Here is a 21,630-nt window from a genome sequence, read left to right as displayed (position 1 = left end):
TGCCCCGTTTCCGACACAGGAGCCCCCTGGTGATCGACCCTTTCAGCACCGCCCAGCAGATCGCCGACCTCATACGCACCAAAGAGGTCAGCCCGGTGGAGGTGGCCGAGACCTACCTCGACCGCATCGAGCGGATCAACCCCGCCGTCAACGCCGTCGTCTGGCTCGACGCCGACGCCGTACGCGCGGCGGCCGTCCGGGCCGAGCGGGCGGTGCTGCGCGGCGACCGGCTCGGCCCGCTGCACGGCGTCCCCGTCCCCATCAAGGACCTCAGCTCCGTCGCGGGACAGCCCAACACGATGTCCTCACTGGCCATCCGGGACACCCCGCAGACGGTCACGGACCCCGACGTCCAGCTCCTCCTCGACGCCGGCGCGATCCCCCTCGGCCGGACCAACTCGCCGGAGTTCGGCGCGCTGACCGTCTCCGAGAACGCCCGGCACGGCAAGACGCGCAACCCGTGGAACACGGCCCACACCTCGGGCGGGTCGAGCGGCGGCGCGTCGGCGGCCGTCGCGGCCGGGCTCGCCCCGGTGGCGCACGCCGGCGACGGCGGCGGATCGATCCGCGTCCCGGCGTCCGTCACCGGCCTCATCGGACTCAAGCCCAGCCGGGGACGCGTGCCCGCGTTCGTCCGGGCCTGGGAACACTCCACGACCGAGGGCGCGATCACCCGCACCGTCGGCGACACGGCCCTCCTGCTCGACGTCATGGGGCGGAGCGACCGGCTCTCCTGGTACAGCGCGCCCGAACCGGTGCGCCCCTACCTCGACGAGGTCGGTGCCGACCCCGGGCGGCTGCGGATCGGCCTGCTCCTCGACGCGCCGACCGGGCTGCCCGTCGACGAGGAGTGCCGCACGGCGGCGCTGACGACCGCGCAGGCACTGCGCGACCTCGGCCACGACGTCGTCGAGGCCCGCCCGAAGATGTTCTCCTACGAGGCCATCATGGGCTTCACCTGGACGATCATCAGTGCCTCCACCTACGCCATCGAGGTCGACGACCCCGACGCGGTGGACCCCTACATCCGGCGCCGCCGGGAGACCGCCCTGGAGGTCACCGCGGGCGACTACGCCCGGACGGCGGCGCGCCTGCAGGCCGAGTCCCGCGAGGTGGTCGCCCAGTGGGGCCGGGACTTCGACGTTCTCCTCACTCCGACCACGGCGGTCGTGGCGCCGCCGGTCGGCCCCGTGTACGACGAGGCGAACTCCGACCCGGACGGTCCCCGGGCCACCGAGACGCGGATGGTCTCGTTCACGGCGTTCGTCAACATCGCCGGGCTGCCCGCGATCTCGCTGCCCGTCCACACGACCGCGGACGGGCTGCCGGTCGGTGCCCAGCTGATCGGCGCGCCCTACGACGAGGCCACGCTGCTGCGGCTGTCCGCCCAGCTCGAACCGCGGTTCCGCTGGTACGAGCGGCACCCGGACGACGCGGCGCTCGCGGGGGCGCTGTGAGCGCCGGGTCCGCGGTCCCGACGGGGCCGCTGCCCGCCGCGGCCGGCCGGCGGGTTCCCCGGCTGCGCCTCGGCGGTGGCTGGGCCGGGTTCGCCGTGCGCCGGGCGGGCGGGCTGCTGATGTCCATGCTGCTGCTCGTCGTCGTGACGTTCCTCATCGTGCCGCTGCTGCCCGGGGACCCGGCCCGCGCGATCGCCGGCACCAACACGTCCCCGGCCACGCTCGCGTCGATACGCGAACGACTGGGCCTGGACGAGCCGATGGCGACCCGGTTCGTCCACTATCTCGGCGACATCGCGTCCGGGCGGCTCGGCACCTCGTTCCGGTTCGACACCCCGGTCGCGGACATCGTCGCGACCCGGCTCCCGTACACCGTCCAGCTCGTCATCCCGGCCGTCCTGCTCTCCCTGCTCATCGCCGTCCCCCTGGGCATGGCCGTCGGCGTCCTCACCCGTGACGGACGCCGCCGCCGGCTCGGCGTGGGCTTCGGCACGGTCGCCGGACTCCTCGCGTCGGCGCCGGTCTACGTCGTCGCGACCCTCCTCATCGTCCTGTTCTCGATCAGCCTCGGGCTGCTGCCGTCCGGCGGCGCCACGACACCGAGCGCGCTCGTCCTGCCGATCGCCGCGCTCTGCGTCGGCCCGGCCTTCGCCATCGCCCGGGTCGTCCGGCAGGAGACGGGCTCGGTGCTGGCCCAGGACTACATGAGGACCGCCCGCGGCCACCGCCTGGGATCCGTGCGCCTCCACCTCCGCCACGCGCTGCCCAACCTGGTGACGAGCGTCCTCACCCTGAGCGGACTCGTCCTCACGTCACTGCTGGGCGGAACGATCATCCTGGAGAACGTCTTCACCTATCCGGGCCTCGGCACCGAGGTCGTCCAGGCGATCATCTACAAGGACTATCCGGTGATCCAGGGCATCATCCTCGTCGTCGGCATGCTCGCCCTGCTCGTCAACCTCCTCGTCGACGTCGTTCTCGGCATCGTCGACCCCCGCACCCTTGAGGGAGGTCGTCGTGGCCACTAGAACGACCGTGCGCCGATGGCGCCGCAACCCGTCGCTGCTGGCCGGCGCCGTGATCCTCGGACTGCTCCTCGTCGTGGCCCTCGTGGCCCCGCTGGTACTGAGCGGTTCCGCCGAGACGCTCACCGACAACGCCCGGCTGGGGCCCGGTGCCGAGCATCTCCTCGGCACCGACGCCTTCGGCCGTGACGTCCTCGCCCGTGCGCTCGTCGCGACCCGGCTCACCCTGCTCATGGCCGCCGCCGCCACCGCCGCCTCGTTCGTCGTCGGCGTCGCGATCGGCGCGCTCGTCCACCTGGCCCCCGGGTGGCTGCGCGAGACCTGTCTGCGGCTCATCGACTCGGCGGTGGCCTTCCCCTCGCTCGTGCTCGCCCTGGTCATCGCGGCGGTGCTCGGACCGGGCACGGGGTCCGCGATCGTCGCGATCGCCGTCGCCGGCGTCCCCGGGTTCGCCCGGCTGACGGCGAATCTCGCCGCGACCGTCGCGGACAAGGACTACGTGCTCACCGCGCGGCTGCTCGGCGTTCCCGGCCCGCGCATCCTGGGCCGGCACGTCCTGCCGAACATCAGCGGGCCGCTGCTGGTGCTCCTCAGTTCGAGCTTCACCCTGTCCCTGCTCGACATCAGCAGCCTGTCCTTCGTCGGCCTCGGTGTGCAGAGCCCGCAGTACGACTGGGGCCGGCTGCTCAACGAGGCGCTGCCGTCGATCTTCGCCCAGCCGTCGGTCGTCCTCGCCCCGTCGATCATGCTCATCGTCACCGGTGTGGGCGCCATGCTCCTCGGCGACGGCGTGGCCTCACTCGTGGACCCGCGCACCCGCGGCACGGCGCCCGCGGTGACCGGGGCGGTGGACGCGGCCGGATCGGCCGGCCCGGCGGAGGAGTCCCGCGCGCTCCAGGCACCGGACGGTGCGGGGGCCACGGCCGGCGCGGAGCCGGACGGTCTGCTGACCGTCGACGGGCTGACCGTGCGGGCGGGTGACCGGACACTCGTCGACGACGTGTCGTTCACCATCGGGGCCGGCCAAATCGTCGGCCTCGTCGGGGAGTCGGGCTCGGGCAAGTCCACCATCGCCATGGCGGTCGCGGGCCTGCTCCCCGAGGGCGTACGGGCGCACGCGTCGCGCCTCGCCCTCGGCGACCTCGACCTGCTCGGCACACCGCCGGAGCGACGCCTCGCGACCGAGATCGGCATCGTCTACCAGGACCCGATCGGCACGTTCAACCCGGCACTGCGGCTCGGTACCCAGCTCACCGAGGTGGCCAGGGCGCATCTGGGGACGCCTCGGCGTCAGGCCACGCGGGACATGGTCCGTGCCCTCGCCGACATCCACGTCACCGAGCCCGAGCGGCGGCTGCGCCAGCACCCGCACGAGCTGAGCGGCGGCATGCTCCAGCGCGCCTCGATCGCCTCCGCGATGACGACGAACCCGCGGCTCCTCATCGCCGACGAGCCGACGACGGCACTCGACGTCACGGTCCAGGCGGAGGTGCTGCGGCAGTTCCGCCGCATCAACCGTGAGCACGGCACGGCGATGCTGTTCATCTCGCACGACATCGGCGTGGTCGGCGTGCTCTGCGACACCGTCCTGGTGCTCCACGGCGGCCGGGTCGTGGACCGTACGACGGGCCGTGACCTGCGGCAGGGGACCGTCACCCACCCGTACACCCGCGCGCTGCTCGCGGCGACGCCCGCCGCGGTCGAGGCGGGCGGGACGCTCAGCGCGGTCCGGTGGACGGCGGACGCGCGGTCGGTTGATGCGCCTGCGGCCGATGCACCTGGCGTCGACGCGCCTGCGGTTGATGCGCCTTCGGCCGATGCACCTGGCGTCGACGCGCCTGCGGCGGGCGTGCTTTCGGCTGACGTGCCTTCGGCAGATGTGCCTTTGGCCGACGTGCCTTCGGCAGATGTCCTGTCGGCCGACGCGCCTGTGGCCGACGTGCTGACGGCCGACCTGCTGGGGGCCGACGCGTCTTCGGCCCCCACGAACCGGAAGCCGCTGACCGGGACGCCGCCGAAGCGGAAGCCGCAGGACGGAACGCCGCCGAACGGGGCGCCGGCGGGCGACCCATCCGACACAGCCGCGGGCCGCCCCCCGGCCGCGGAAGGGAGCCGCTGATGTCCGCCACAGCCACCACCGCACCGGACGCGGGGACCGCCGACCGGCTGCTGCGCGTCGAGGACCTCACCGTCGAACTCGGCCACGGCGCCGCGGCCCGCAGAGTGCTCAAGGGGATCTCCTTCGACATCCCCCGGGGCAGCACCCTCGCACTCGTCGGCGAGTCCGGGTCGGGCAAGACCACACTCGCGCGGACACTCGTCGGCGTCCACCGGCCGTCGGGGGGCCGGATCCTCGTGGACGGCGCCCCGCTGCGCGCCGCACGCGGACGGGCGGGAGCCGCGACGGTCCAGATGATCCCGCAGGACCCGTACTCCTCGTTCGACCCGCGGCGCACCGTCGCGCAGTCGCTCGCCGAGGCACTCGATCCGATCCGGGCCAGGGTCGCACCGGTCCGGCCCCGGATCGCCGAGCTGCTCCGTCAGGTGAGCCTCGACCCGGACGGCATGGACCGCTACCCGCACGAGTTCTCCGGCGGCCAACGCCAGCGGCTGGCCATCGCACGGGCCCTGGCGCCGGGTCCCCGGTTCGTCATCGCCGACGAGATCACCTCGGCCCTCGACCTGACGACGCAGGCCGAGATCCTCAACCTGCTCGCCGATCTGCGCCGCCGGCTCTCGCTGACGATGCTGTTCATCTCGCACGACCTGGCCGTCGTCCGGCACGTGAGCGACACGGTCGCGGTCCTGCTGCACGGCGACCTCGTCGAACTCGGCCCGACCGGAGCCACCTTCGCCGAGCCGAACCATCCGTACACCGCTCGACTCCTCGCGTCCGTCCCGGGCGACCCGAGGTTCCGCCTCGACGACGAGCCCGCCACGGTCTGAATCGGCGGACGCGGCGCGGCCTCCGGCCCGCCGACCGGCTCGGGCCGGTCGGCGGGCCGCGGCATGTTCCGCCCGCGCCGCGACCGGCGCGGCACCCTCGTCGCCCCGCCGAACACCCCGCACCGGCCCGGTCTCCGGCCGCGTGATCCACGCGATCCGCGTGATCCATGCGCTCCAAGCGATGGGCTCTCCTCCCTCGCCCCCTCGTCCTTGCTCGATTCCATCGTCCAGACGCTTGAATCGAGCATCTGAATCCGGCATGGTGCTTGAAACAAGCACACGGCTTGCCGTTCACACGGGGGAGAGGTCCGCATGGACGACATCGACCGGGCCATCCTGAGGGAGTTGCAGGTCGACGGCCGGATCCCGTACGCCGACCTGGGCCCGAAGGTGGGGCTGTCGCCCTCGGCCGCGAGACTCCGGCTGCAGCGGCTGATCGACACCAAGGCGGTCCAGGTCGTCGGAGTGACCGACCCGATGACCATGGGCCAGCAGGCGATGGCACTGCTGGGCCTGCGTGTCGACGGCGATCCCCGCGCCGTCGCCGACGAACTGTCCCGGCACGACGAGGTCGTCTACACGGTCCTGACGGCCGGCGGCTTCGACCTGTTCGCCGAGGTGGTGTGCCCCGGGCCCCGGGACCTCCTGGATTTCATCAACGACGTCGTGCGGCCCGTCGAGGGGGTCGCATCCGTGGAGAACTTCCCGTACTTCGGGATCCACACCCACCGCTTCCTGTGGCACGTCGACTGAGGCGGCGCAGTGTCCGAGCACCGCCCGAGCCCCGTCCGTCCGACCGCACCAGCCGAGGAACCCCGCATGCTGCCCGACGAGCACCGCACGATCGACTTCTTCACCGAGGGCGCCCTTCCCGCGCCCCGCCTGACCCCGGCCGAGGCCGAGCGCATCGCCGCCGAACGCCTCGGCGTCACCGCTCGCGCGCAAGGGCTGGGCAGCCAGCAGGACGCCAACTTCCTGCTGCGCGCCGACGACGGGACGCCCGCGGCGATCCTGAAGATCGCGAACCCCGCCTTCGGCGCGGCGGAGATCGAGGCCGCGGACGCGGCCGCCGACCTGATCGCCTCGGCCTGCCCTGACCTGCGGATCGCCACGGTCCTGCGCCGCCCCGACGGCTCCCCCCGGCGCACGACGGTGGACACCGACAGCGGTCCGGCCGTCGCGCGCCTGCTGCGCCACCTGCCCGGCGGCACACTCTCCGGACCCCGGCACCTGTCTCCCGGCACCGTGGCGGCCATGGGCACGATCGCCGGCAGGGCCAGCACCGCCCTGCGCGACTTCCGGCACCCGGGCCTCGACCGTGTGCTCCAGTGGGACCCGCGGCACGCCGATCGCGTCGTCGCCGAACTCGCCGGGCACATCGCCGAGCCCGACCGGCGCGCCGCCGTCCGGGCCGCGACCGCGGAGGCCTGGGCCCAGGTCGACAGGCTCGCCGCGGCGCTGCCGTCGCAGGCCGTGCACCTGGACCTCACCGACGACAATCTGATCCGCTCGCCCGACAGCCGTCCGCCCCTGCCCGACGGGGTCATCGACTTCGGTGACGTGACCACGAGCTGGGCGGTCGGCGAACTCGCCGTGTCCCTGTCCTCGATGCTCCACCACGACGGCATCGAGCCCCACCACGTCCTGCCGGCCGTCCGCGCCTTCCACGCCGTCCGGCCGCTCCGCGCCGAGGAGGCCGAGGCGGTGTGGCCGCTCGTGGTGCTGCGCGCCGCCGTCCTGGTGGCCAGCGGGCGGCACCAGGCCGTCGTCGACGAGGACAACGCCTACGCCAAGGACGCGCTCGACCGCGAATGGCGCATATTCGAACAGGCCACCAGCCTGCCCCTGGCGGTGATGATCCACCTCGTCAGGAACGCGACCGGCACGGGTGGCATGGCCGACACGCCCACCCGGACCGCGCGCGCCGACGTGCCGGTACGTCCCCTCCTGCGGGACCTCGCCGCCGACGGCATCACCGTCCTCGACCTGTCCACCGACGCCGATTGCCTGGACCACGGAGCCTGGACGGACCCCGGCACCGAGGCCCGGCTGACGACCTCCGCGCTCGCGGACGGAGCGGCCGCAGTCGCCACCCGGTACGCCCGTGCGCGCCTGACCCGGACACCGGCGCTGTCGGCGCGGTCCGCCGCCACGGTGCCCACCGGCATCGACCTCCGGCTCGGCCGGGACGCCGTGGCGCAGGCGCCCGCCGCGGGCAGGGTCCTCGCCGCGGGGCCGGGGCAGGTGGAACTCACCTACGGCACACGGGTGTTGACGCTGTCCTTCCCCGACACGGTCCAGCCCGTGGTGACGACCGGTGCGACGGTGCGGGCGGGCGAGGACATCGCCCACCTCGGTGCCGGTGCCCCGGTCCACGTCGCGCTGCGCGCCGCCGACGGCCCCGCCGTCCCGCGCCTGGTCCGTCCCGAGTACGCCGCCGGCTGGCTCGCGCTCACCGCCGACCCCGCCCCGCTCCTCGGTCTCCCGGCCGACTCCGGCCGTACGGGCGAGCGGGACCTGCTCGACCGGCGCGATGCCGTGTTCGCCACCGTGCAGGGGCACTACTACGCCGACCCCCCGCGGATCGAGCGCGGTTGGCGCCATCATCTGCTGTCCACCGACGGCCGGTCGTACCTCGACATCGTCAACAACGTCACACCACTGGGCCACTCCCACCCCCGCGTCGAGCGGGCGGTCTCCCGGCAGTTGCGCCGGCTCAACACCAACTCGCGTTTCCACTACGCCTCCGTCGTGGAGTTCACCGAGCGCCTCGCCGCGCTCCTGCCCGACCCGCTGGACACGGTGTTCCTCGTCAACTCCGGTTCGGAGGCGGTGGATCTGGGCCTGCGCCTGGCCATCGGGGCCTCCGGCCGCCACGACGTCGTGGCGCTGCGCGAGGCGTACCACGGCTGGACGTACGCCTCCGACGCGGTCTCCACCTCGCTCCAGGACAACCCCGAGGCCCTGGCCACCCGCCCCGGCTGGGTGCACACCGTGGACTCGCCCAACTCCTACCGCGGCCGCCACCGCGGACCGGACGCCGTGCGCTACGCGCCCGAGGCCGTCGCCCTGTTCGACGAACTGGCCGCCACCGGCCGCCCGGCGGGAGCGTTCATCGGCGAGACCTTCTACGGCAACGCCGGGGGAGTCGCCCTGCCCGACGGCTATCTCGCCCAGGTCTACGCGGCGGTACGGCGGCACGGCGGCCTGGCCGTCGCCGACGAGGTCCAGGTCGGATACGGCCGCCTGGGACACTGGTTCTGGGGCTTCGAGCAGCAGGGGGTCGTGCCCGACATCGTCTGTGTCGCCAAGGCCATGGGCAACGGACACCCGCTCGGCGCCGTCATCACGTCCCGGGCCGTCGCGGACCGGTACCGCGACCAGGGCTACTTCTTCTCCTCCACCGGCGGCAGCCCCGTCTCCAGCGTCGTGGGCCTCACCGTCCTGGACACCCTGCGCGACGAAGACCTCCAGGGCAACGCGGCCCGCGTCGGCGGCCGTCTGAAAGCCCGCCTGGAGGCACTGGCCGAGCGCCACGGCATCATCGGCGCCGTCCACGGCTCGGGCCTCTACCTCGGCCTCGAACTCGTCCGGGACCGCGTGAGCCTGGAACCCGCCACGGAGGAGACCGCCGAACTCTGCGACCGCGTGCTGGACCTCGGCGTGATCGTCCAGCCCACCGGGGACCATCTCAACATCCTCAAGATCAAGCCACCGCTGTGCATCGACTCCACCGCGGTCGACTTCTTCACCGACATGCTCGACCTGGCCCTCACCCAACTCGGCCACTCCCGCTGACGCGGCACATCCGAAGGCCGGGCGGACGGCGGGCTGTTGGCCGGTCGAGTACGTACCTGGAATACGTACTCCTACCGACGCGCCCCTGACCCCCGTGCCGTTTGCTTGCGTTCACGAGGACACCGCGCGTGCGGGCGCCGGTCTCTTCACCACATCAACGGGCCTTGCCGCGGGGGCAGTCCGGCAGGGCCGACCGACCTCATCATGGGGGGAACCACTTGCGTACACACACTGTGGCCACCGTCGTCTCCGGCGCCGTCGTGCTCTCGGCGCTCGTTCTTCCGGGTGCCGCGCAGGCGGCGGAGCACTCCGGTGCGGCGACGGATCTGCGAGCGGTCACCTCGCAGAGCCTCCGGCCGAAGGACGCGCTGGGCGGCACCACCTTCAAGAACGGGGTCGTCAACAAGGGCAAGGACATCGTTCTCGGAGTGAAGGGCAAGAAGGCCGTCCCCGTCACGTTCACCGCCTTCGACGAGGAGGGCGTCGCCCTCACGCAGGCCTTCCTGTGGCAGGGCACCGACAGTTCGAGCACGGACACCATCACCGGCGCCCTGGAGTCGGACGCCCTGCCCACCTGCACGGAGACGCCGGTCCAGGGCGGCTACAGCTACAGCTGCACCACGGTCTTCACCATCGACCCCGCGGTCGCCTTCAAGGACGGCAACGGCACCGCGGGAACCTGGAAACTCTTCCTGGGCGCCTACGACCTCTACGCGAACGCCAGTTACGACGACGACGTCGCCCGGACCCGGATGAAGCGTGCCGCCGCGCTGACCGCCAACGCCTCCCCGGAGCCGGTGAGAGCGGGCCGGACCATCACGGTCACGGGCAAGCTGAGCCGCGCCAACTGGAGCACCGGCAAGAACGCGGGATACGGGGAACAGCCGGTGAAGCTGCAGTTCCGCAAGAGGGGCAGCAGCACCTACACCACCCTCAAGACGGTCAGGACCAGCGGCACCGGCACCCTGAGCACCACCACCAGGGCCGGCTCCGACGGCTACTACCGCTTCGTCTTCGCCGGCACCGGCACGACCGGCTCCGCGACGGCGCCCGGCGACTACGTCGACGTCAGGTAGGCACACTCCCGGCCGGGACGGCGGTGGTCGGTGCGCGGGGGCTCACCGACCACCGCCGAGGGCACCCGGAGCACGCTCATTCCCGCCCCGCGCGGGCATCCCCGAAGCGGCTCCCGGTGCGCCGGCGGGCCATCAGACCGGCCAGGGCGGTACGCGAGGAGACCCCGGTCTTGCGGAAGGTGCGCGAGACATGGGTCTCGACGGTGCGCCGGCTGAGGTAGAGCCGGTCCGCGATGGCCTGGCTGGTGAGCCCCTGCGCCACCAGCTCGGCGATCTCCAGCTCCCTGGCGGTCAGCGTGGCCAGCCGTTCGGTGACGTCGGCGCGGTCCGGGGAACCGTACGGGGCCTCGGCGCCACCACCGGGCGGACGGGTGGCGTCGGCGAGGCCGACCAGCAGGGCGCTGCCGCCCGCCTCGGCGAGCCGGCGCCCCCTGAGCCAGGCGTGCGTGCCGTCCCGGCCCCGGCCCGCCGCCGCTTCCAGCGGGGCGCCGAGCAGCAGGGAGTGGGCCTCCCAGAAGACAGCGCCGCAGCGGGCGCTCTCCGCCGCGGCCTCCGCGAACAGGTCCGCCGCCGCTGCCGTGTCGCCCTGTGCCAGCGGCAGGTGGGCGCTGCTGCGCAGCGCGGAGGCCCGCTGCATCGGCAGCCCCAGTTGTTCCGCCTCCTTACGGGCCCGCTCGGCCCAGCCACGGGCCTCCTCGGGCAGACCCGTCACCAGAGCGGACGTGACCAGGATCTCCAGGTAGAGCGGCCGCATCGAGGGCTGGATGCGCTGCAGTTCGGGGCCGCCGGCCCGGAGCATCGCGTCCCTGGCGCGGACCGGATCGCCGGCCATGAGCGCGGCCCAGCCGAAGATGCACCAGGCCGTGGAGGCCCACCAGTCGACCCCGTTCCCGGCCGCGGCCACCGCCTCCTCGGCGACGGCCAGGGGGCGCGGATCGCCCGGCGGGCAGCCGGCGACGAGCGCCGCGGCCCTGCTCGCCAGGACGAACGCGAGCAACTGGTCGCTGCCGATCCCGCGGGCGACGTCCTCGGCCCGGTCGGCGAGTTCCAGCGCCGACGGGATCCGGCAGGTCTGGACCCGGACGTGGGACAGGCACAGCAGCAGATGGGGCACGACATAGAGCTGACCGCTGCGGCGGGCGATGTCGAGGCCGCGCTCGGCGTGCCGCTCCGCGTCGGGGTAGTGCTCCAGGAACGCCTCCGCCCAGCCGAGCCGGGCCAGTGGTTCGCACAGCGCGGTGAGGTCGTTGTCGGGCAGGGAGTCGACCAGGGCGGCGGCCTGCCGGGCGAGCCGGTGCGCCGCGCTCATGTCGCCCTCGTACGCCTCTCCCAGGGCGGCGACGGAGAGGACGCCCGCCTCCCCGACCTCGTCCCCCGTCGACCGGGCCGCCGCGAGGGCAGCCTCGACCTCCGTGCGCACCTGGGCGTACGAGGTGGCGCTGTCCAGGGGCGCGGCCGAGCCCAGCTCCAGGCCGAGCCGGACGACATGGGCCGGCGCGGGGCCGCGGGCCAGTTCGCGGCGCAACAGTGCGACGGCCTCGGTGGAGCGCCCCAGATGACGCTCCACCAGCGCGCACAGGACGACCGCGCGCACCCTGAGGCCCTGGTCCTCGCCGGTGGCCGGGTCGTCGGGCGGCGCCTGCGGGGTGGCGATCAGCTCCTGGAGCAGGGTGCGGCTCTCGCGCAGGCCCCCGCACGCGGCCAGCGCGCGGGCCCGCCTCAGAACCAACTCGCGCCTGCGGACGTCGTGTTCGGGAGTGTCCGGGAGGTGGCGCAGGGCCACATCGAGCCAGTGGGCGCAGCTCGCCGGGGCCGTGCGGGCGGTGCGCGCGGCGGCCTCGTCGAGCACCGCCACCGCCGCCGGGTCCCAGGAGGTCAGCGACTGTTCCACATGGTGGGCCCGCTCGGCGGCCGAGGCACCCACCCGGGCCAGTTCCCGCGCGGCGAGCCGGTGGATCTCGACGCGCCTCAGGAAGGGCGTGCTCTCGTGGACGAGGGTCCTCACGACCGGATGCCGCAGGGTCAACAGCCCCGGTGGGGTGGGGCGCAGCAGGTCGCGGCGGGTGAGCGCGTGGACGTCGTCGACGAACGCGGGGCCGGAGCGGCCGGTCACCCGGCCCACCATCGCCGGGGTGGCGTGTTCGCCCAGGACGGCCACCGCCTCCACGATGCCGCGCCGGGCGGGGGTGAGCACGGTGAGTTCGTCCAGCAGCAGGGTGCCGAGGCCGGGCGGCTCGGCGGACCCGGGCGCCGTACCCGCGCGGTGGGCCTGGAGGAGGGTCAGGAAGTAGAACGGATTGCCCTCGCTCGCGGCGTACAGCGCGGCGGTCTCGGCGGGCGGCAGGCCGGGGCCGGCCAGTTCGGCGCAGTCGCGTGCGCTCAGCGGTCGCAGGGCGAGTCCGACGACCGCGCCGGTGTCGCGTCCTCGGGTGAGCCCGGCGGTCAGGGACTCGGGACTCTGGCGGTCACGGCGCGTCACGGCCAGGACGACGGGGGCGTGCACGGGATGCCGTACGAGATGGTCCAGCAGCTCCAGTGACGCCGGGTCCGCCCAGTGCAGGTCGTCGAGGGCCAGCAGCAGCCCGGACGGGGCGGCGAGCCGGGCGAGCAGGACGGCCGTGGACCGGTGCAGGGCGAAACGGTCGACCGCGCCGCCGCGCTGCAGCAGGGGCGCCACCGCGTCGGCCTCCGGGAAGCCGTCCAGGGCGCGGGGGCCGAGGTGGGCGAGCGCGTCGGTGAACACCTGGAAGGGCACCCGCCGCTCGTACTCCGTGGCCCTGCCGCGCAGGACCGTCATGCCGCGCCGGCGCGCCCGTGCGCAGACCTCGCCGAGCAGCCGGCTCTTGCCGATGCCGGCCACCCCGGTGATGTCGACGAGCCGGGAACGGCCGCCGTCGGGGAACTCCCCGCCCTCCGCCGTGCCGCCCGCGTCGCCCGCCGCACGGTCGAGCAGCGCGTCCGACCGGGCCAGCTCGGCGGAGCGGCCCAGCAACGGGGCCCTGTTCCCGCCGTCCCCAACTACCCCATCGGCGCCCACAGTTGCCCCCTGTCTTCACCTTTCCCCACACATCATCATCTCCCGTTGATCGTCGTGACCACCGCGCCGGCGCAACGGAACGGACGGATGTCACACGGCGGGCCGCCGGTCCGAGGTCCCGCGCCGTCCGAGCGCTCAAGGGGCGCTTAAGACGCGCTCGGCACGCTCGGGACGGCCACCGGCAGTGGTGGTGGGTCCGTGTCCGGGATGGGGTGCGGACCCGCGTCGGTGCTCCCGGGGGACCGGGAGGGCCGAGCGACGGGCGATTCAGTGAATGGAGACACCATGGCCACGGTTGTGAGCACCGCCGTGGGCGAGCGGACCGGACCGCTGGACCGGCTGCGCGCCCTCCATGCCGAAGGACGCCTCGCCGACGCGTACGACGAGGTGCCCGGTCTGCTGTCCGAACTGGCCGCGGCGGGGGACCCCGCCGGACCTCCGGCACCCGACCTGGCGCGAGCCGGGCAGCTGCTGTCCCGGCTGGACCGGGACGAGGTGCTGCGCGAGCACCCCGGCACCGAGACGATCACCGTCGCCGTCACCGGCGGCTCCACCCTGAGCGGGCTCACCGCCCCGCTGACCGCCGAACTCGCCCGGCACGGCCTGCTGTCGACGCTGCACGAGGGCGACTACGACTCCTGGCGCCGCGATCTGCACAACACCGGCAGCGAGATGTACGACGCCGATCTGGCGCTGTGCGTGCTGGACGCCGAGATCGTCTTCGGTGAACTCCCGCACCCCTGGCTGGTGGAGGACGTCCAGCGCGTCACCGCCGGGAAGCTGAACCTGATCAGCTCGCTGGTGGAGCGCTACGTCACGCGCGGTGGCGGCACCCTGGTCCTCAACACCGTCCCCCTGCTGCGCGGCCATCTGCGCCGCCTGGTCGACGCCCGCTCCAGGGCCCGGCTCGGGGTGATCTGGCGGGAGTTCAACGCCGGCCTGCTGCGGCTGGCCGTCGTGCACGAGCGCGTCCACGTCGTCGACCTCGAACCGCTGGTCGCCTCCAGCGGCCCGGTCAACGAGCCCCGGCTCGCCGCCTACGCCAAGGTGCAGTTCGGCGAGGAACTCCTGGCCGGGTACGCCCGGGAGATCGGTCACCTGGCCCGGGTGCTGCGCGGGCGCAGCAAGAAGGTGCTGGTGGTCGACCTGGACAACACCCTGTGGGACGGCATCCTCGGCGACGACGGCCCGGACGGCATCGCCGCCGCCACCACCTACCGGGGCGAGGCGTTCGGCCGGTTCCAGAAGACCGTCGGGCAGCTCGGCGCGCAGGGCGTGCTGCTGGCGGTGTGCAGCAAGAACGACATCGAGCCGGTCCGCGCCGTGCTGCGCGAGCACCCCGACATGGCTCTGCGGGAGACCGACTTCGTGCAGGTCACCGCCAACTGGGAGCCCAAGGACCGGAACCTGCTGGAGATCGCCCAGCGGCTCAACCTCGGCGTGGACAGCTTCGTCTTCGCCGACGACTCGCCCTTCGAGTGCGGTCTGGTCTCCCGCAGCCTGCCCGGCGTCGCCGTGGTCCGGCTCGACGAGGAACCCGCCCTGCACATCGAACGGCTGCTGGCCGACGGCTGGTTCGACGTACGGGAGCTGACCGCCGAGGACCGGGCCCGCTCGACGCAGTACCGCACCGAGGTGGCCCGCCAGGACCTCCTGGAGGGCGCGGACTCCATGGAGGAATACCTCGCCGAACTGGGCGTCGAGGTCTCGCTCTCGCCCCCGCGCGACCACGAGATCCCGCGGGTCTCGCAGGTGACGCTGCGCACCAACCAGTTCAACCTCACCACCGAGCGGCTCCAGCAGGCCGATGTGCGGGCCCAACACGAGTCCGCCGACGCCCTGGTGCTGGCGATCCGCTCCGCCGACCGGTTCGGGGACAACGGACTGGTGGGAGCGGTCCTGGTCAGCGGCGTCGGCACGGACGGCGGGACGGACGGCGGCGGCTGGCACATCGACAACATGCTGTTGAGCTGCCGGGTGTTCGCGCGCGGCATCGAGCAGGCCTGCCTGGCCGCCGTGCTGCGCGAGGCGCGGGCCCGGGGGGCGGGCGCCGTGTACGCCCGCTACCGTCCGACGGCCAAGAACCACCGGGTGCGCGGTCTGTACCCGTCGCTGGGCTTCGCCGAGACGCGCGAGGACGCCGACGGCACCGTGTCGTTCCGGCACGACCTGTCCGAGGAACACCTGCCGGCGGCGCCGGTGCACGTCCGTCTGCGGACGGACTTCACCCGGCGCTCGTCCTGAGGCGGCCGGCGTGGCCGCTTCGCCCGGCAGCGGGTGGTGGTCCGCGCGCCCGGCGGCGCGACGGATCCGCAAGGGCGTCGTCACGTTCTTCGTGGACGGCTTCGGGGCGCTCGCCGTCATCTTCGGCATGGTGCCGCCGGCCTCCGTGGAGCAGGCCAAGCAGTGGTGGCTCGACGACGCGGGCCCCGGGAGACCGGCCGGCGTGCTCCCGCTCGACGAGCCGCCGCCCGCGCACCCCGAGCGCCTGGTCGCCGATGTCCCGCTCTCCCCGCGCGAACGGGAGCTGTGGGCGCAGCTGGAGAGGCACGGACGGGTGGAGGACGGCCCCGGCCGGCGGGAGTGACGCCGGCCGCAAGAGGGGCTTTAGAGACGGACCCGACGATCGGACGACGGGTCCGGCGGACAGTCGGCCCGACCGGGCCGACCGATGTCAACGCGATACGAGTCGCTTCGAGGCGAGGGGAAAGACGGTGGCGGAATTCGGTTCATTCGCGGAGGTCGTGCTGACGCGGTCGGACGAACGGGGTGACACGGACGCGTTCGTGTTCCTCGCGGACGGCGTACGGGGCAAGGAGCCCGAGCGACTGCCGTACCGGAACCTGGACCGCGCGGCCAAGGACATCGCGTCCTGGCTGCAGGAACGGGGTCTGGCAGGACGTCAGGTCCTGCTGCTCTACCCCTCGGGCCTGGACTTCGTGAAGGCGTTCACGGGCTGCCTGTACGCCGGGGCCGTCGCGGTGCCGGCGCCGCTGCCCTCCGAGCAGGGCCAGCACTTCCGCCGGGTGTCCGGGATCGTCCGCGACGCCCGGGTCGGCGCCGTACTGACCCTCGCCGAGCACGCCCCGGAGGTGGAGGCGTGGCTGGCGGCCGAGGGTTTCTCGGACGTGGTGTGCCTGCCCACCGACCAGGGGCCCGTCGGTGACGCGGCCGCCTGGCGCGACCCGCGGCTGAGCCCGGAGCACCTGGCGTTCCTGCAGTACACCTCGGGATCCACCAGCGCCCCCAAGGGCGTGATGGTCTCGCACGGCAACCTGCTCGCCAACGAGGCGGCCATCGCCCGCTCCACCGGCAACACCCCCGACACGGTGATCGGCGGATGGCTGCCCTTCTACCACGACATGGGCCTGATCGGGCACATCCTCCAGCCGCTGTGGCTGGGCACCACCAGCGTGCTCATCCCGCCGGTGTCCTTCCTGCGCAAGCCCGCCCGCTGGCTGGAACTGGTCAGCGAGTACGGCGTGAACGCCAGCGGCGGCCCCAACTTCGCCTACGACCTGTGCGTCCGCCGGGTCACCGACGCGCAGCTGGAGGGCCTGGACCTGTCGTCGTGGCGGACCGCCTGCAACGGCGCCGAACCCGTCAGGGCCGAGACCCTGCAGGCGTTCACCGAGCGCTTCGGCCCCTACGGGTTCCGGCCGGAGACCATGTTCCCCTGCTACGGCATGGCCGAGACCACCCTGCTGGTCACCGGTACCCCGAAGACGCGCGGCGCGCTGCTGCGCGAGGTGGACGCGGCCGGACTGGAGCAGGGCACCCTGGCGGGCCCGTACCTGGGCGCGCCGCGACGGACCCTGGTCAGCAGCGGGGTCGCCCTGGCCGAGGACTTCGAGGTGCGGATCGTCGACGCCGAGACGCTCGCCGAGCGGCCCGAGGGCCGGGTCGGGGAGATCTGGGTGCGCGGCGCCAGCGTGGCCTCCGGCTACTGGGAGCGGCCGGAGGTGAACGCGGAGATCTTCGGCGCGCGGATCGCCGGCCAGGAGGAGCTGGGCACCTGGCTGCGCACCGGCGACATGGGCGTCCTGGGCGGCGGCGAGCTGTTCGTGACGGGCCGTCTGAAGGAGATGGTCCTGATCAACGGCCGCAACATCTACCCGTACGACGTGGAGAGCGCGGTGCGCGGCCTGGACCCGGCGATCGGCGCCGGGGCCGTGTTCGCCGTCGACACCGGTGGCCAGGAGCACCTGGTGGTGATCCACGAGATCCGGGCCGCTGCGGCCGGCGCGGAACTGAAGGACGTCGCCACTCAGATCCAGCGGCACATCGGCATGGAGTTCGCCGTCCCGGCGGGCAACGTGCTGCTGGTCCGCCCCGGCACCGTGCGCAGGACCACCAGCGGCAAGATCCAGCGGACGCTGATGCGCAAGCTGTTCCTCCAGGGAGCGGTCACCGCGCTGCACTCCGTGCTGGACCCGTCGGTGCGCTCGCTCGTCGAGGGAGACCCGGACGGCGCCCACGGCGCCCAGGGCACCCCGGCCACCGACCCGGCCATGGCACCGGTGGGCTGAGCCGTGGACCATCCTCCCTACAGAGTCGCGCAGGAGCTGGAGTCGCTGCTCGGCGACCCCGAGGCCCCCGGCACGGTCTTCTCCCACGCCCGCAGCCTGGAACTGGACGAGAACGAGGAGTTCCCGGCCGACCTCTGCCGGCTGCTGGAGGGCTGGGGGCTGCAGGAGTTCTACATCCCGGCCGAGTACGGCGGCAGGCTCACCGACTACGAGACCGTGATGCAGGTCATGCGGGTGGTGGCCCGCCGCGATCTGACCGTCGCCGTCGGCCACGGCAAGACCTATCTGGGCGGGGTCTGCGTCTGGATCTCCGGCACCCCCGAGCAGGCCCGCGGCCTGGCCGCGGACATCCGGGCCGGGGTGCCGGTCTCCCTGGCCCTCACCGAGCGCGCCCACGGCAGCGACCTGCTCGCCGGGGACGTGCGGTGCGAGGCCGACCCCGCGGGCGGCTGGCGTGTCAGCGGCGAGAAGTGGCTGATCAACAACGCCACCCGGGGCAGCCTCCTGTCGGTGCTCACCCGCACCTCCGAGGACGGCGGGCCGCGCGGCTTCACCGTGCTGCTCGTCGACAAGCGGCGGCTGACCGAGGGGGAGCACTACCGGCACGTGGACAAGATCCGCACGCACGGCATCCGGGGCGCCGACATCAGCGGGATCGTCCTCGACGGCGCCCCGGTCCCGGCGGACGCGGCGGTCGGCGGGGAGGGCGGCGGCGTCGAGACCGTGCTCAAGGCCCTCCAGCTCACCCGCACCATGTGCGCCTCGCTGTCGCTGGGCGCGGCCGACCACGCGCTGGGCATCGCCCTGGACTTCGCCGAGCGGCGCGAGCTGTTCGGACGGCGGCTGATCGACCTGCCGCAGGCACGGCACGTGCTCGCCTCGGCCGCGGCGGACGTCCTGGCCGGGGAGGCACTGGCCACGGTCGCCGCCCGGTCCGTGCACACCGTCCCCGACGAGCTGAGCGTGGCCGCCGCGGTCACCAAGTACCTGGTGCCCACCGGGACCGAGGGCGTGATCGGCGAGCTGACCCGGCTGCTCGGCGCCCGGGCCTTCCTGAAGGACGTCCACGCCCGGGGCATGTTCCAGAAGGTCGACCGCGACCACCGCATCGTCGGCCTCTTCGACGGCAACACCCTGGTCAACCTCAACTCCCTGGTCAACCAGTTCCGTTCGCTGTCGCGGGGCTGGCTGCGCGGCGGCGGCGACACGGAGGGCGCCGTCCGCGCCTTCGACCTGGCCACCCCGCTGCCCCCGCTGGACCCGGCACGGCTCTCCCTCGTGGCCCGGCGCGGCAGCGGCATCATGGCGACGCTGCCGACGTCGGTCGCGGCACTGCGCGCCGAGGCCGCCCGGCGGCCGGAACTCAAGGGCGCGCTCGGGGCGGCGGAGCGACTGCTCGCCGTGACCGGCCGGGTCCACGAGGCGATGGACGCGCACCGCGCCGTGGTCTCCGACGTCCCGCCCGCCGCCTTCGACGTGGCCCGGAGCTACGGCCTGTGCCTGGCGGGCGCCGCCTGCCTCGGCCTGTGGACGTACAACCACCGGGCGGCGGACGCCGGACGCACCGGGGAGCTGTGGCGCGACGGGGTGTGGCTGTGGCCCGCCCTCGACCGCCTGCTGGTGAAGCTGGGCGAGCCGGACGCGGGGGACCCCGACGCCTACCCCGCGCTGCTGGAGCGGCTGCGGGCCGCGCGGGAGGCGGGCGAGCTGTTCTCCCTGATCCCGTTCACCCTGGGCGGGACCACCGAGCGGGACACCGGGGGACCCGGCGGTGACGCCCGGAGCACCCACGCACCCGGCGGTGACGCCCGGAGCACCCACGCACCCGGCGGTGCCACCCCGCGCACCCACGCACCCGGCGGTCCGCCGGCCGCCGTACCGCACGGACACACCGACAACCGGGCCGCCGTCGGCGGCACCCGGACACCCGAGGGGACGTCATGCTGAGTGATCCCGCGGTCCAGGGGCTGCACGGCAAGGCAGCCCCGGCCGGTACCGCACCTGTCACCGACCCGGCCACGCATCAGGCGCCCGAGAGCGCGGTCCAGGCGAGGATCGCCGACCTGGAGAACCGTTTCGGAGACCCCCAGGACCCCGCCAACCCGCTCGGCGCCGCCGGACTGCTGGCCGCCGACGAGGCCGGGGAACTGCCCGCCGCCGGTGAGCGGCTCCTCGACGACGTGGTCCTCAACGCCGAGTTCGTGCCCACCGACCTCGGCGGGCGGCTGGACCGGCTCGACACGCTCGTCCGCGTGATGCGGCAGGTCTTCCGGCGCGACGTCGCCCTCGGCCTCGGCTACGGCATCACGTCCTTCATGGCCGCCGTCAACGTGTGGACGGCCGGCAGCGAGGAGCAGCGCCGCCGCACGGCGGAGCTGCTGCTGGACGGATCGAAGGTCTCCGTCGCCTATCACGAGCTGCCGCACGGCAACGACTTCGTGCGCAACGAGTTCCGGGCCGCCCCCGTGCCCGGCGGCTTCCGTCTCGACGGCCGCAAGGAGGTCATCAACAACGCGGACCGGGCCGACGCCTTCGCCCTGTTCAGCCGTACCGACGACAGTCCGGGCAGCCGCAGTCACTCGGTGCTGCTCGTCGAACGCGACCAGCTCGACCGGGAGCGCTTCGCGGTCCTGCCCCGCTACACCGCCGTCGGGGTGCGCGGCTGCCGGCTGTCCGGGCTGGACTTCACCGACTGCCCGGTGCCCGACAGCACCCTGCTCGGTGCCCGGGGCCAGGGCGTGGAACTGGCGCTGCGCTCCTTCCAGATCACCCGCAGCGCCGTGCCCAGCATGGCCATCGGCGCCCTCGACACGAGCCTGCGCACGGTGGTGCGGTTCGCCCTCGGGCGTCAGCTCTACCGGCGCTCGGTGATGGAGATCCCGCACGCCTCCTCCACCCTCACCGGCGCCTTCCTCGACCTGCTCATCTGCGACAGCATGGCGACGGTCGGCACCCGGGCGGTGCATCTGCTGCCCGACGAGACCAGCGTCTACGCGGCGGCCGTGAAGTACCTGGTGCCCAAGATGCTCACCGACACCATGTACGACCTGTCGATCGTGCTCGGGGCGCGGTTCTACGTGCGCGAGGGGGAGTTCGGCCTCTTCCAGAAGCACGTCCGCGACCTGCCGGTGCTCAGCCTCGGCCACGCCGGCTCGGCGGCCTGCCAGGCCACCATCATCCCGCAGCTGTCCCGGCTGGCCCGGCGCGCCTGGTTCTCGGGCGACGAGGCACCGCAGAGCCTGTTCCGGCCGCGGGAGGGGCTGCCCGGCATCCCCTTCGGGAGCCTCGCGCTCGCCAGTGGCCGGGACAGCCTGAGCGCCTCGCTGGTCGCCGCCGCCGACGGGCTGCCCAGCGGCTCCCCCGAGGAACTCGCGGTGCAGGCCCTCGTCATGCGGATGCTGGACCAGCTGCGCCAGCTCCAGGAGGACAGCCTGAACCTCTCCCCGCAGAACCGCACCGCGCTCGCCAGCCCCGCCAGCTTCGCGCTCGCCGACCGCTACGCGGTGTTCCTCGCGGCCGCGTCCGTGCTCGGCGTCTGGCGCGGGGCACAGGGCGGTGACGATCCCTTCCTGGCCGACCCGGCCTGGGTGGCCGCCGCACTGCACCGGCTCGCGCGCCGGCTCGGGCAGCGCCCGGCCGACCTGCCGCCCGGGTGCGAGGGCCGGGTGCACGAGGAAGTGCTCCGGCGCTTCCACGAACGCCGCAGCTACGACCTCTACGACACCCCGCTGGCCGGCTGACCGCCGGCCGAGCGGACCCGAC

The 21,630-nt window shown here is 73.7% G+C and carries 13 protein-coding genes; 12 read left to right on the top strand and 1 reads right to left on the bottom strand.

Annotated features, from left to right (window positions below):
* Positions 1 to 29 precede the first annotated feature (29 nt).
* The 7 genes from H4687_RS15400 to H4687_RS15370 all read left to right on the top strand — a co-directional run bounded on the left by H4687_RS15400 (position 30) and on the right by H4687_RS15370 (position 10,302).
* Complete coding sequence (locus H4687_RS15400; protein WP_046914768.1) at positions 30 to 1,457, top strand: amidase; 1,428 nt, start codon at positions 30 to 32, stop codon at positions 1,455 to 1,457.
* On the top strand, positions 1,454 to 2,485 hold the full coding sequence (locus H4687_RS15395) for an ABC transporter permease (RefSeq protein ID WP_046914769.1): 1,032 nt from the start codon (positions 1,454 to 1,456) through the stop codon (positions 2,483 to 2,485). Before H4687_RS15400 ends, H4687_RS15395 begins: the two co-directional genes overlap by 4 nt.
* A complete protein-coding gene (locus H4687_RS15390) occupies positions 2,475 to 4,601 on the top strand; it encodes a dipeptide/oligopeptide/nickel ABC transporter permease/ATP-binding protein (RefSeq protein ID WP_046914770.1) in 2,127 nt (708 codons plus the stop codon). Before H4687_RS15395 ends, H4687_RS15390 begins: the two co-directional genes overlap by 11 nt.
* Positions 4,601 to 5,428 carry an ABC transporter ATP-binding protein gene (locus H4687_RS15385; protein WP_046914771.1) on the top strand — a complete coding sequence of 276 codons (828 nt, stop codon included), beginning with the start codon at positions 4,601 to 4,603 and terminating at the stop codon, positions 5,426 to 5,428. The genes H4687_RS15390 and H4687_RS15385 overlap by 1 nt, the downstream gene beginning before the upstream one ends.
* 312 nt (positions 5,429 to 5,740) lie before the next feature.
* Positions 5,741 to 6,181, top strand: coding sequence for an Lrp/AsnC family transcriptional regulator (locus H4687_RS15380; RefSeq protein ID WP_046914772.1), 441 nt, complete (start codon positions 5,741 to 5,743; stop codon positions 6,179 to 6,181).
* 66 nt (positions 6,182 to 6,247) lie between these two features.
* Positions 6,248 to 9,226, top strand: coding sequence for an aminotransferase (locus H4687_RS15375; protein ID WP_046914773.1), 2,979 nt, complete (start codon positions 6,248 to 6,250; stop codon positions 9,224 to 9,226).
* 218 nt (positions 9,227 to 9,444) lie between these two features.
* Complete coding sequence (locus H4687_RS15370; RefSeq protein WP_192781675.1) at positions 9,445 to 10,302, top strand: hypothetical protein; 858 nt, start codon at positions 9,445 to 9,447, stop codon at positions 10,300 to 10,302.
* A gap of 76 nt (positions 10,303 to 10,378) precedes the next feature.
* Here H4687_RS15370 and H4687_RS15365 read toward each other — a convergent pair whose 3' ends face one another.
* Positions 10,379 to 13,294 (bottom strand): helix-turn-helix transcriptional regulator, encoded by a 2,916-nt coding sequence (locus tag H4687_RS15365; protein ID WP_046914775.1) that lies wholly within the window; start codon positions 13,292 to 13,294, stop codon positions 10,379 to 10,381.
* 330 nt (positions 13,295 to 13,624) lie between these two features.
* Between H4687_RS15365 and H4687_RS15360 the strand changes: the two genes are divergently transcribed.
* The 5 genes from H4687_RS15360 (at position 13,625) to H4687_RS15340 (ending at position 21,608) form a co-directional block, all read left to right on the top strand.
* Positions 13,625 to 15,583 (top strand): HAD-IIIC family phosphatase, encoded by a 1,959-nt coding sequence (locus tag H4687_RS15360; protein ID WP_046914776.1) that lies wholly within the window; start codon positions 13,625 to 13,627, stop codon positions 15,581 to 15,583.
* 10 nt (positions 15,584 to 15,593) lie between these two features.
* Entirely contained in the window at positions 15,594 to 15,926 is a 333-nt protein-coding gene (locus H4687_RS46405; protein ID WP_046914777.1) for a DUF6059 family protein, read from the top strand.
* Positions 15,927 to 16,053: 127 nt separating this feature from the next.
* Entirely contained in the window at positions 16,054 to 17,868 is a 1,815-nt protein-coding gene (locus H4687_RS15350; protein ID WP_046914778.1) for a fatty acyl-AMP ligase, read from the top strand.
* A 3-nt stretch (positions 17,869 to 17,871) separates the two neighbouring features.
* Positions 17,872 to 19,815: an acyl-CoA dehydrogenase family protein gene (locus H4687_RS15345; protein ID WP_046914779.1), complete on the top strand. Its 1,944-nt coding sequence runs from the start codon at positions 17,872 to 17,874 to the stop codon at positions 19,813 to 19,815.
* Positions 19,809 to 21,608 (top strand): acyl-CoA dehydrogenase family protein, encoded by a 1,800-nt coding sequence (locus H4687_RS15340; RefSeq protein ID WP_046914780.1) that lies wholly within the window; start codon positions 19,809 to 19,811, stop codon positions 21,606 to 21,608. Before H4687_RS15345 ends, H4687_RS15340 begins: the two co-directional genes overlap by 7 nt.
* Positions 21,609 to 21,630 lie beyond the last annotated feature (22 nt).

The sequence above is a fragment of the Streptomyces stelliscabiei genome, assembly GCF_014873495.1.
Classification (GTDB): Bacteria; Actinomycetota; Actinomycetes; order Streptomycetales; family Streptomycetaceae; genus Streptomyces; species Streptomyces bottropensis.
Note: the sequence above shows the minus strand (reverse complement) of the source record. Positions and strands in the feature narration are given on the sequence as shown.

Excerpts from the sequence above, each read along its gene's own strand:
- H4687_RS15380 (WP_046914772.1), top strand. The coding sequence starts at position 5,741 with ATGGACGACATCGACCGGGCCATCCTGAGGGAGTTGCAGGTCGACGGC.
- H4687_RS15385 (WP_046914771.1), top strand. The coding sequence starts at position 4,601 with ATGTCCGCCACAGCCACCACCGCACCGGACGCGGGGACCGCCGACCGG.
- H4687_RS15340 (WP_046914780.1), top strand. The coding sequence starts at position 19,809 with ATGCTGAGTGATCCCGCGGTCCAGGGGCTGCACGGCAAGGCAGCCCCG.
- H4687_RS15360 (WP_046914776.1), top strand. The coding sequence starts at position 13,625 with ATGGCCACGGTTGTGAGCACCGCCGTGGGCGAGCGGACCGGACCGCTG.
- H4687_RS15375 (WP_046914773.1), top strand. The coding sequence starts at position 6,248 with ATGCTGCCCGACGAGCACCGCACGATCGACTTCTTCACCGAGGGCGCC.